9 protein-coding genes are annotated in these 11,974 nt (G+C 52.6%); 8 read left to right on the top strand and 1 reads right to left on the bottom strand.

The features are described 5' to 3' along the window. Positions 1-13 precede the first annotated feature (13 nt). From BUB30_RS14575 to BUB30_RS14555, 5 genes are all read left to right on the top strand, one after another. Positions 14-3,130 (top strand): SusC/RagA family TonB-linked outer membrane protein, encoded by a 3,117-nt coding sequence (locus BUB30_RS14575; RefSeq protein WP_084138129.1) that lies wholly within the window; start codon positions 14-16, stop codon positions 3,128-3,130. A 6-nt stretch (positions 3,131-3,136) separates the two neighbouring features. Continuing rightward, the gene (locus BUB30_RS14570) at positions 3,137-4,690 is read left to right on the top strand and encodes a RagB/SusD family nutrient uptake outer membrane protein (protein WP_073135384.1); all 1,554 of its coding nucleotides are present in this window, start codon (positions 3,137-3,139) and stop codon (positions 4,688-4,690) included. A gap of 11 nt (positions 4,691-4,701) precedes the next feature. Continuing rightward, positions 4,702-5,946, top strand: coding sequence for a glycoside hydrolase family 99 protein (locus BUB30_RS14565; RefSeq protein WP_073135382.1), 1,245 nt, complete (start codon positions 4,702-4,704; stop codon positions 5,944-5,946). 58 nt (positions 5,947-6,004) lie between these two features. Beyond that, positions 6,005-7,222: a hypothetical protein gene (locus BUB30_RS14560; RefSeq protein WP_143164931.1), complete on the top strand. Its 1,218-nt coding sequence runs from the start codon at positions 6,005-6,007 to the stop codon at positions 7,220-7,222. Positions 7,223-7,355: 133 nt separating this feature from the next. Beyond that, positions 7,356-7,817 carry a hypothetical protein gene (locus BUB30_RS14555; protein ID WP_073135377.1) on the top strand — a complete coding sequence of 154 codons (462 nt, stop codon included), beginning with the start codon at positions 7,356-7,358 and terminating at the stop codon, positions 7,815-7,817. A 27-nt stretch (positions 7,818-7,844) separates the two neighbouring features. Here BUB30_RS14555 and BUB30_RS14550 read toward each other — a convergent pair whose 3' ends face one another. Continuing rightward, positions 7,845-8,768, bottom strand: a complete 924-nt coding sequence (locus BUB30_RS14550) for a polysaccharide deacetylase family protein (RefSeq protein WP_073135374.1) — start codon at positions 8,766-8,768, stop codon at positions 7,845-7,847. Between the two features lie 148 nt (positions 8,769-8,916). On the opposite strand from BUB30_RS14550, the gene BUB30_RS14545 reads away from it, so the two are divergent. The 3 genes from BUB30_RS14545 (at position 8,917) to BUB30_RS14535 (ending at position 11,956) form a co-directional block, all read left to right on the top strand. After that, a complete protein-coding gene (locus tag BUB30_RS14545; RefSeq protein WP_073135372.1) occupies positions 8,917-9,573 on the top strand; it encodes a GDSL-type esterase/lipase family protein in 657 nt (218 codons plus the stop codon). Positions 9,574-9,700: 127 nt separating this feature from the next. After that, positions 9,701-11,023 (top strand): Gfo/Idh/MocA family protein, encoded by a 1,323-nt coding sequence (locus tag BUB30_RS14540; protein WP_073137232.1) that lies wholly within the window; start codon positions 9,701-9,703, stop codon positions 11,021-11,023. A 75-nt stretch (positions 11,024-11,098) separates the two neighbouring features. Continuing rightward, the gene (locus BUB30_RS14535; protein WP_073135370.1) at positions 11,099-11,956 is read left to right on the top strand and encodes an alpha/beta hydrolase; all 858 of its coding nucleotides are present in this window, start codon (positions 11,099-11,101) and stop codon (positions 11,954-11,956) included. Positions 11,957-11,974 lie beyond the last annotated feature (18 nt).

Genomic DNA, 11,974 nt, shown 5'->3' with positions numbered 1-11,974 from the left:
AACAGACGAGCCTATGAAAATATCTCTACAAAGAAAACATAACGCCGTGTCGCTCTTTATGGTGCTCGCGTTGTCACTCGTCGTCATCTTCCCGGCGCAAGCCCAGGATGCGGAGGGAAAGCGTACCATCTCCGGCCGGGTGACCGCCTCAAACAAGGAACCCATCCCCGGGGTGAGTGTATATGAGAAAGGAACAACCACCGGCACATTGAGCGATGCCGATGGCCGCTTCACGCTCACCGTGAACACAGAAGCTACACTAGTATTCAGCTCTATCGGATACGTGACACAAGAAGTGCCGCTGGGTACTCAGACGGTGATCAACCTTGCGTTGGTGGAGGATGTGCGGGCTTTGGATGAGGTGATCGTCGTGGGCTATGGTGAGCAAAAGCGTTCGAATGTTACCGGTGCGATATCGTCCGTGAACGTTCAGAATATGGAAAATAAATCCGTGTTGCGGATGGACCAGGCGTTGCAAGGCATGGCTGCCGGTGTGAACGTGACGCGTGACGGAGGTGCTCCGGGAGCGGCGCCCACCATACACATCCGGGGTGTGGGCTCTATCGGCAACACCGAACCGTTGTGGATCGTCGATGGCATTCGCATGAGCCCCGGCAATCAGTTCGATGTGGATGATGTAGAATCCATTGAGATCTTAAAAGATGCGGCCGCCTCCGCAATCTATGGGATTCGCGCCGCGCACGGTGTCATCCTCGTCACAACGAAGCGCGGCAAAGGCAGTCTCCAGGTCAACTTCAAAACTTCGCTGGGCAAGCGCAGCCCCATTCACCTTCCGACCTTACTCAACAGCGCTGACTTTGTGAAATACAAAAAAGAGAGCCGTTTGAATGCAGGCCAAAACCCGGAACCGGCGTGGGACAACTACCAGGACGACACGGATTGGATCAAAGCTTTTTATGGTGGAAGTGGGGTGGTGAACACGTATGACCTTTCGGTGTCGAAGGGTGATGACAAAAGCAATTTCTTCCTTTCGTTCGGACACGATACAGAAGACGGCATTCTCATCGACAACAACTATAAGCGCTATAGCATGCGGTTGAACTCCGACATGAAGCTGACCAAATGGTTGAAGATGGGGGAGAGCATCTTGCTTTCGCGCGTGATCGAAAATCCCATCGGCAACAACAACGAGAACACGACGGGGGGTGTGCCTTATCGCTCCATTCCCATCATGCCGATCCATGATCCGGCCAACGAATTTGGAGGATGGGGAAAAGGTCCCGTTTATTTTCAAGGGCCCAATCCGGTAGCAACACAATATCAACAGCACGAAACACGTACGTATAGCCGCGTGGATGGAAACGTGTACCTCGAAGCCAACCCCCTCAATGGACTGACGATACGGGGCACCGTGGGCTATAATTACTACAATTACCTTGGGCAGAAATTTGACGAAGCGTTTAACTACGGGTCGTTCTCCAACCCGATCGCCGCTCTCACCTACAGTTCGGGCAACGACCAGACCATCACCGGCAACCTGGTGGCTACCTATGCACGGTCGATAAAAAAACACAACTTCAAGATCATGGGTGGCTATGAAGCCATGAAGTACGACTCGCGGCATTTCAATGTGATCGGCAACCGCTTCCCGGTGGACGTGGCGTCCAGCATCAACCTCGCGACAGGTTCCATTGCTACGACCGACAAGGCCAATGTGAATCAGTCGCGGCTCATCTCTCAGTTTGCGAGGTTCAACTATAATTATGACGAGAAGTATTTGATCGAGGCAAACATCCGTCACGATGCCTCGGCGCCGAATTTTGCGATGAAGAACATTTGGGGAACCTTCCCCTCGGTTTCGGCCGGTTGGCGAATTTCGCAGGAGCGTTTTTTCCAGAATGTGCCCTACATCACCAACCTGAAGCTGCGCGCCAGCAGCGGGTCGATCGGGTCGAACAACAGCCGGGATTTTATTTACCTGCCCACGTACACGTCGCAGTTCTCCTACTATTCATTCGATGTGAATGGAAGCAACAAAGTTCCGGGCTTCTTTATCAGTCGCTTCACCAATGCGGACGTGACCTGGGAGCGCGTGGTGATGCACGATGTGGCGCTGGATATGAAAGCGTTTGAGAACAAATTCTCCATCAGTGTCGACTACTACATCAAAGACACCAAGGACATGTTGTACCAGGTGCCGATACCCTCCTCTTCGGGTATCGCAGTGCACAACTTCGATCCGGTGAGCCCCGAGATCAACGTGGGAACCATGCGCAACACGGGCTTTGACATTGACCTGGGATACAACACCAGCATTAAAAAGTTTGATATCAACGTGACCGGCAACACCTCGTTCATGAAGAACGTGCTGACAAAATTGTCGGACGATCGCAATGGTGCGCTCATCAGCGGGAGCGGTGGTGGTCAGATCGGGGGGATGACGCGGACGCAGGCCGGCAAACCCGTGTCGAGCTTCTACGGCTACCAGGTGCAACAGATGTTGAACTCTGCCAATGATGTCTATGCCGTGAACTCGTGGGCCGCTGATGGCACCTACCAGGAAGCGGGCACCGGCCCCGGCGATTTTATGTATCGCGACTTGAGCGGTCCTGATGGAAAACCGGATGGCGAAGTTACTGCGGAACATGACCGCACGTTCATTGGAAATCCCTGGCCGAAGATGACCTATGCGCTGAACATCGGTGTCACCTACAACCGGATCGTCGATCTGGCCTTACAATTTCAAGGCGTACAAGGCGTCGATGTCTTCAATGCCAGCAAAGCCTACACGCGCAACTTCTTTGGTGACGACAACACGACCACCGATATTTTCGAAGCGTGGACGCCGGATCATCACACCAACAACCCACGCAACATCGCCAGCGATCCCAATCAGAACTGGGGCAAGCCTTCCAGCTATTTCGTGGAGAGTGGATCGTACCTAAAGTTGAGAAACATCCAGATCGGATTCAATGTGCCGGCCCGACTGCTGGAGAAGTGGCACATGAAGAAGCTGCGGTTCTATGTGAATGGCAACAATGTGCTGACGTTCACCAAATACTCCGGTCTCGATCCAGAGATCGCCGGCTCCAACCTCAGCCGTGGCGTTGACTTCGGATACTACCCGCAGGTGCGCACGTTTACTGGTGGTTTTGAACTTCAATTTTAAGACGATATGAAACGCAGGAAGATCATTATATACTTTTTCATTTTGGCAGGACTTGCCGTGGCCACGGGCTGCGCAGATAATTTTCTGGAACTCACCAACCAGAACGAGCTCACAGCCGACAACTTTTATACAAAGATCGAGAACTTCGACTTGTCGCTTAATGCAACCTACGATGCGGTGAAGAACCTTGACCTTTTCGGTCAGACCTTCTATGTACAAACCTTGCTGGCCTTGCCGCACGAATCCGATTATTGGAATGCGCAAAACCGGAACGAAGTAACGTCGATCGACGGCAACGTATACATCGCGTGGCGTGGATTCTTCCGCATTGTGGCGCGCGCCAACGACATCATCGGGAATGCCCCGGCCTATGAAGCCAGCGGCAAGGCCACCCCGGACCAGCTCGCCCAGTTGAACAAGATCGTAGGCCAGGCACATTTTCTCCGGGGACTGGCTTACTTCCACATGGTGCGCCTTTGGGGAGAGGAGTCTTATGCGGCAGACAGTTCGCGTCTTGCCGTGCCGTTGATCCTGAAAGTGGCCAAGACCCGCGACGAATTGATGATCCCCCGTGCCAGTGTCGGAAAAGTATATACACAGATCATCAAGGATTTTGAAGCCGCAGAGTCGCTCGTGCCCGAAGGATGGGATGCCAACAACATCGCACGCGTCACCAAGTTTGCCGTGGAGGGCTACCTCGGTCAGGTGTATCTCTACATGGAGAACTATCAGAAATCAAAACAATACTTCGACCAGGTGTTTGCCAGCAACAAATACGCGCTGGTGCCTTTTGAGCGCTACGACGATTTGTTCCAGGGCAAAAACGAGTTCAGCAGGGAGTCGCTCTTTGAGTTGAACTACACGATAGACATGCAGCAAAATATTTGGGAGAACGGTCTCGGCTCTGGCATTGCGCTGGTGCTGGCACCTCCCGGCCGAGGCTGGAGCAACTGCACCCCGCATGGCGTGAACATTTTCAGATTTCACAACGATCCCCGTCTGAAGATCTGCACCTACGCGCCCGACGATCTCGCGGCCGACGAGACCGGTGCCATAACCCCGGTGGGGAAAAGCCAATTCAACTACACCGGTCATAGCTTCAGAAAATATGTGCCCAAGGATTATTGTGTGCTCACCACCAACCGGAACAGCGGCACCAACTATCTCCTGATGCGCCTCGCCGATGTGTACCTCATGTATGCCGAGGTGATGAACAAACTGGGTAACGACGCCCAGGCATCCGAGTACATGAACAAAGTGCGCCGCCGCGCCTATGGTTTTTCGCCCGAGGCCTCGGAGCCTGCCGTGGACTACGTTGGGTTAGGAGGGACGCAGCTCCGGGATTCCATCCGCGAGGAACGGTTCCGCGAACTTTTTGGCGAAGGCCATCGCTGGTACGACATCGTGCGCTGGAAGATCGTGGAGCAGGAAGTGACCAAGTATAACACGCTGAATAAGACACAAGGTGTGATCGTGTACAACGCCAAGGACTATTACTATCCCATACCCCTGCAAGAAGTGGACAACAATACTAAAATGGTGCCCAGCACCGGTTACTGAGATCGCGAAGCATGACGGAAAGCATAAAAAAATATAGACACTCGTTGCGCCACGTGCTCTTCACGACAAGTCTTGTGATGGCCGTGCTGTTCTCCTGCAGCTCGTCCGATCCCGAACCGGAAAAAGAAGTGACGGGACCGCCCGCGGTACAGAAAACCAACAGCATGAAAGTGTACATGCACTACATGCCCTGGTTCCAAAGCAAGCCCTTTGCCGGTTATTGGGGCTCGCACTGGACGATGGCCAACCAGAACCCCGACATCGTCGACGCCAACGGTCAACGCCAGATTGCTTCGCACTATTATCCCCTCATCGGGCCATATGACTCTCGCGACAAAGATGTGATCGATTATCATTTGTTGCTGATGAAATACGCGGGTGTCGATGGACTGCTGATCGATTGGTATGGCACGCACAGCGTCTACGACTACAAAGTGAACGCCACCGCCACGAATGCTGTGGTGACGGAGTTGGACAGCGTGGGGCTTCAGTTTGGGGTGGTGTATGAAGATTACACCGCGCAGAATGTGGAAGCTAAAACAAACCTCACCGCAGTGGAGGCCGCGCAGGCCGACATGAAATATCTCAACGACAACTACTATCCAAAAAAGAACCACATCGCCATCGATGGCAAGCCTTTGTTGCTCACGTTTGGCCCCCGGTATTTTAAAACCGCCAGTCAGTGGACCGAAATTTTTAAAAACACGCATGCGCCCGTGTTTCTGCCCTTGTGGGATCATGCATCGCTCACCGGTTCGACGGGAGGCGGAGAATTTTCGTGGGTGGACTTCAACGCATCGCTCAGTCAGCTCACGACTTTCTACGGGAAAGCAGCGGGCGGAAAATTAGAACTAGGGTCGGCGTATCCGCGCTTCCACGATTTCTACGCCGAGGGTGGCACGGGCTCCAGCTATGGTTACGTCGACTTCAACAACGGGCAAACGCTGCAAAACACATTGAACAAAGCTGCCGAGTACGATCTGAAATATTTGCAACTGGTGACCTGGAATGACTTTGGTGAAGGCACCATCCTCGAACCTACGGTGGAAGATCAATTCAAATGCCTGGAGATCCTTCAGACGTTCACCGGTGTGTCGTATACAAAAGCCGAGCTGGAGCTGGTGTATTCCTACTATCTGAAAAAAATAAAATACAAAGGCAACCCACCCGCGCTGGCCACGCTGAAGCAGACCTTTCAACACCTCGTGAACCTGGAAGTGGATCAGGCACGAACGCTGTTGGATTCGCTGGAATAAAATAGTACCGCAATACCTATGATTTGAACCTTAATGATCAACTAAAAACTGAACACCTATGAAAAAATTATCCCTAAGACTTTTACTGATGCTGACGCTGGCCCTCCCGTTCATCATCGTGTCGTGTAGTAAAGACGACGCCGAGCCGGAAGAGCTGATCCCCAAGCTGGATGGCGTCTACATTTATGGCACCAACACGGTTGCTGCCTCTGCTGTTGAACCGGCTGCCCGCATGAACGTGGCACAACTTGATCCCGGCAAGGTGCCGCATGTGGAAACGCAAGATGGTGTATACGGCAAATTCATGTACATCGGCGCTGGCTCCAAGATCAAAGTCGCCGAAGTGGTAGGCGGCGTGGGCACGATCTATGGCGCTGAAAACGGCGGCAAGAAAGAATTGGGAACCGACATTGAAAATGTGCCCATCAACGATGTGGTGATCCATGGAACACTGGTAGCCGATGCTACCGAGATCGCGGTGAGCGACGAAGGATTGTACTATGCTTATGTTGACATCAACAACAAGAGTTTCGTGATCATGCGCGTGAAGGCCAACATGATTGGCGACGCCACGCCCGGCGACTGGGCTGCGGCGACCAGCCTTGCTCAAAAATCCGTATCGAAAGATTCCTCGGTATTCGAAAGCACCGTCAAGTTGAAAGCTGCTGCAGGGTATCGTTATCGCTTCAACGACGGCTGGCATGCCTACAATGAAGATGGCGTGACCACCGTGATGTCGAGCCTCGGCGTGGCAGACTATGCGGCGGCCTGGGCTTCGGGCAAGAACGATCTTGGCTTTTTCCTTGACAACATACCGAATCACGCCGGCGGCAATATTCTCGTGAAACTAAAATACACAGCTGCCAGCGACACCTGGACCGAAAGTAAGCTCACCGATTTCAGCGCCACAAAAATGGGCCTGTTCGGAAACGCCTACAAAGTTGGCGACACCGAAGCCAACTGGGACAATGGCTACGACCTGAAGACCCCGACCAAGTCCGGAACGGTCTACACCTGGAAATGGACGGATGTAAGCCTTATTGGCGATCGTGAATTCGTATTCCTCGAAAATGCAAAATGGGAGGGATCTTACCTGGTCGACTTCAGCATGGCCACCTCCAACGGTTCCGCCATTACCGATGGCAAGGTGAAAGACGCCACCGCCGCCGGCAAGGAATACCATAACTTTTATGTTGCCACCGAAGGTAAATATGATATCACGCTTGCCGTAGACGGCAAAACCAACATAAACACGGTTACGATTGTTGCCAAGTAACACGAGTAACGGTGTGACATAGAATAAGGCTAAAATCCCTTATTCGATTTGAAGCGGGATGCTCTAAAGGGGAGCGTCCCGGCTTCAAAAGTTGCAGAACAAGTTTGAGAATAACTTTTTTAACTCCGTTTGTATGCGCATAAAACAACAACCACTACCCACAAGGAAAATACAATTCGATGGCGTTCACAAAAATGACTCCCTGCTGATCGGCAATTTTGGCGATGTGGAATTCATCGCGAAGGGTTCGTTTGACCTGGGCGGAATGATCTATTGCGTCCGCAGCTCTGTTACCTTCCAGGTGGTGGGCGATGGGTGCATCACGTTTCACGGTTCCTGTCGCAGGCTTGTGATCGATTATGTGAATGGTAACTGTGTGCTGGACTTCAGCAAGCTGGAATGTAAGGAAGCGGTTTTCATTGCCGTGAAGGGCAAGTCGGAGATTATCCTGGGGCCCACCAAGGTGATCAGCCGTGCCAACATTCAGGACGAGGCCGTGTTGTGGTATACGAACAATCCGGTGTTCACCAACTATTCCATTGCCGGCGCCGGCCGCATCGAGCAGTTGTCGCGCGTGGTGGCGAATGCAGGCTGAGCCGTCGGGTGGCTCGTATTGGTTTTACTATTTCTTTTGTAACGCCTCGTAGGCTTTGACAAGCTCTGCATTTTCGGGTTCGGCCCGGAGCAGGGCTTTGCGTTTTTCAACGTCGCGTTCCCAGCGATAGATCCAGCTGAAACCGGCACTTCCAAAATAACGGTCAGGTTGGTTATATACGTCGTCCTGAAGGGCTTTGTCCAGGGTGATGAAGGTGTAGCCGTTTTTGCGCAGGCCGTCCACCAACGCTTGCAGGTAGTCGGTGTTGAGGGCGTTGTCGTGGCAGAGATAAATATGTTTGATGGGGCGTCCGAATCTTTGCTGGCAGAGGGTCTCAAAATAATCGAACAGCGCCAGCGTGGTGCTGACGTAGGTTGAGCCGATTTGCTGGGCTTTTGCCTTGTCGTTGTGTCGCAAAGCATCTTCGTACAAAGCGCTGTAGGCCCAGTCGGAGTTTTCGATGGTGAAAGGCGTGAGTGTATAGCCTTTGTTTTCCAGGAAAGCCCGCATGTGGTGATGTGCTGCGCTGTCGGGTCCCATGTCGTTGAACGGAAAACGGAAATACTTCAGCGTCTTCCCCTGGCGCTTCAAAACATTTGCCGTAATGACCTCGCCCTTCAACACGCTTTCCTCGAACGCCGTTGCGCCGGAAGCGGTGTAGCCGATGTGGTTGAAGGTATGGTTGCCCGCGGTGATATTTTTGTTCAGGATCCATTTCTCCAGCCCCTTGAAATTCTCGGCCGCGAACTCGGTGTTATACAGGTTGGCTTCATTGCTAAAGATGGCCACCGGCAAGGCGAGCGCATCGATCTTTTCAAGCAGACGTGAACGGAACCCGTCTTGTTTGTAGAGCCCCGCGTTGGGGACATCGTCCAGGGTGAAGGCAACTTCTTTTTGCGCAACGCTGACGGTGGAGAGAAACAGGAAGCAGAGAAGAAGGTATAGTTTCATGAGGGTATTTTAAAGTGAATACGTGTAAAGGTAAAAGTAACAGTTAATCCTGTTTTTGACGCGCGGTAAGGAACCGTTTGCATAATTTTTTCGCAAACGTGTGGCGAATGCACTACCTTCATTACGGATAAACCCCTATTCTTCGCCCATGAAAAAAATAGTAGCCCTGCTGGCGCACATACTCCTCCTCACGACTTTTGTTTTTGCCCAGCCTTTCCACGACGACATCGTCGCCTTCAAGAAAAAAGATAGCCTGAACGCTCCGCCGGCGCATCCGGTCCTGTTTGTGGGCAGTTCGTCGTTCACCATATGGCAAGATGTACAAACCTATTTTCCGGGCCGCACCATCCTGAACCGGGGGTTTGGCGGTTCGTCGCTGCCGGATGTGATCCGCTATGAGAAAGACATCATCTTTCCCTATCAACCCAAACAGATCGTGATCTATTGCGGTGAAAATGATATTGCAGCTTCCGACACCGTGACCGCCAAGATGGTGCTGAAGCGTTTCCAACAATTGTTTACGGACATCCGCAGCACATTGGGTGATGTGTCGGTTGTATTCGTTTCTATAAAACCCAGCCCGAGCCGGCAAAAATTTCAACCCGTTGTAGTGGAGGCGAACAAACTGATACGTCAATACTTAAAGAAGGACAAACACGCATCCTTTGTAAATATATACGACGCGATGCTAGGCAAGGATGGTCTTCCCATGAAGGACTTGTTCCGGGAAGACATGCTGCACATGAACAGCAAGGGCTATGTGATCTGGCAAAAGATCCTCGACCCTTACCTATTGAAAGGATAGGCCACCCGCCCACCCGCGCCCTTGTTGGTGTTCTTCACCAACAAGATTTGGGCGGGCCAACATTAAATTTTCCCCTTATTCGGTGTTCACACCAATAATCAACATCAAATTTAAAACACATCCCACCATGACCAACCGCCGACAATTCCTCAAACAAACCACCCTCGCCGGGGCCGGTTTGTTCATAGCCCCGAGTGTCTTTAGTTTCCAAGGATCACCCGCCGACAAAGTAGTGATCGGCATGATCGGCACCAACAGCCGCGGCCTGGCACTATCCACCATGCTGGCCAAATTGCCCAACGTGGAAGTGGCCTACATCTGCGACGTAGACGACAACGTGATCGCCAAAACCCAAGCCGAGATCGAAAAGATCTCCGGCAAAAAGCCACAGGGGATAAAAGACCTCCGCAAGCTTCTGGAGATAAAGGATGTTGACGCTGTTGTCATCGCAGCACCCGACCACTGGCATGCGCCCGCAGCGATGCTGGCCCTGAAGGCCGGCAAGAACGTGTATGTGGAAAAACCCTGCGCACACAATCCAGCCGAAGGCGAGATGCTGGTGGCCGGTGCGGCAAAATATAACAAGCTCGTGCAGATGGGCAGCCAGCGTCGTTCGTTTCCCAAGGTGATGGAAGCCATGCAGGCGTTGCATGATGGGGCGATCGGCCGTGTCTATTTTGCCAAGGGATGGTATGCCAACGGCAGAAAACCGATCGGTGTGGGAAAGGTAGTGCCGGTACCCGCCACGTTGGACTTCGAACTCTGGCAAGGCCCCGCACCCCGCAAGCCCTACAAAGACAACCTCGTGCACTACAACTGGCATTGGTTCTGGAACTGGGGCACCGGCGAAGCGCTGAACAACGGCACCCACGAGATCGACGTGATGCGCTGGGGTCTTGGCGTGGATTATCCCACGAAAGTGGTGTCGGGCGGTGGCCGTTTTGCTTATAAGGACGACTGGGAAACACCCGATACACAAACCATCACCTTCGAATTTGCCAACAACACGGCGATGACCTGGGAGGGACGCAGTTGCAACAACTTCCCCGTGGAAGGCGTTGGCCGCGGCGTGATCTTCTATGGCGAAAAGGGAACGATGGTCATTCCCGGTGGCGACGACTACAAGATCTATGATCCCGAAAACAAAATCGTCAAGGAAGTGAAGACGGACCTGCAACAGGCCGACATGGTGAACACCATGGGCATGGGCGAGCGACTCGACAGCATGCATTTGCTCAATTTCGTTGAAAGTGTCCGGGGCAAAGCGAAACTGAACGCACCGATTTCCGAAGGTCATAAATCGACGTTGCTGCCGCAGTTGGGCAACATCGCGTATCGCACGGGGGGCACGTTGTACTGCGACCCGTCCAACGGGCACATCAAAGACAATCCCAAAGCATTGCAACTTTGGAAGCGGGAATATCAAAAGGGCTGGGAGATGACGTTGTAATATGCCGCTCATAACCTTTGGCGTTGTATGACCCAAGGCGGTTGCGCATATTCCGTTCCATAAACCAGATCACTTATGAAAAAACTCCTTTACCTGTTGGCCCTGCTGCCGACGGTGCTCCTGGCACAGTCCGGCAAAGTGTTTGATAACCTTTCGTTTCCCAGCAAGATCCTGAAGGGCGATCGCAAGTTTGCCATCTACCTTCCCCCCGATTATGAATCATCCCAACGCAGCTACCCCGTGCTATACCTCCTGCACGGCGGCGGCGACGACCAAACGGGATGGGTCCAATTCGGTGAAGTACAAAACATCACCGACAAAGCCATCGCCGAAGGCAAGGCCACACCCATGATCATCGTCATGCCCGATGCCAACACGGGCCAGCGCGGCTATGCCAATGACGTGAAAAATGAGTGGCGTTATGAGGATTTCTTTTTCCAGGAATTGATGCCGTATGTGGAGAAGACCTATCGGATCAAAAAAGACAAACACTATCGCGCCGTAGCGGGTTTGTCGATGGGAGGGGGAGGATCGTTCACCTACGCCTTACACCACCCGGAGCTTTTTGCTGCGGCATGCCCCTTGAGCGCGGCAACCGGTCCGTTGACGCTGGAGGATACGAAAGCTTATCTGGAGCAACGGAATAATCTAAATGGTACGGCTGCCGAGATCGAAGCGTACTACAAGCGACAAAGTGTATTGGAGTTGATCAAAGCCATGCCCGACGATCAGAAGAAAGCCGTCCGCTGGTATATCGATATTGGTGATGATGACTTTTTATTTGAGGGCAACTCGTTAGTGCACATCGCCATGCGCAAGAAGGAAATTCCGCACGAGTTTCGCATTCACGACGGTGGTCATACGTGGACATACTGGAGAGCAGCATTGCCGACAGTGCTTGCGTTTGTGTCGGATTCGTTTCACCAGTATTGAGTGTGGGGGTGTGAAGTT

It is taken from the genome of Chryseolinea serpens (genome assembly GCF_900129725.1).
GTDB classification, from domain to species: Bacteria; Bacteroidota; Bacteroidia; order Cytophagales; family Cyclobacteriaceae; genus Chryseolinea; species Chryseolinea serpens.
The sequence above is the reverse complement of the archived record's forward strand: the minus strand, read 5'-3'. Positions and strand labels throughout refer to the sequence as shown.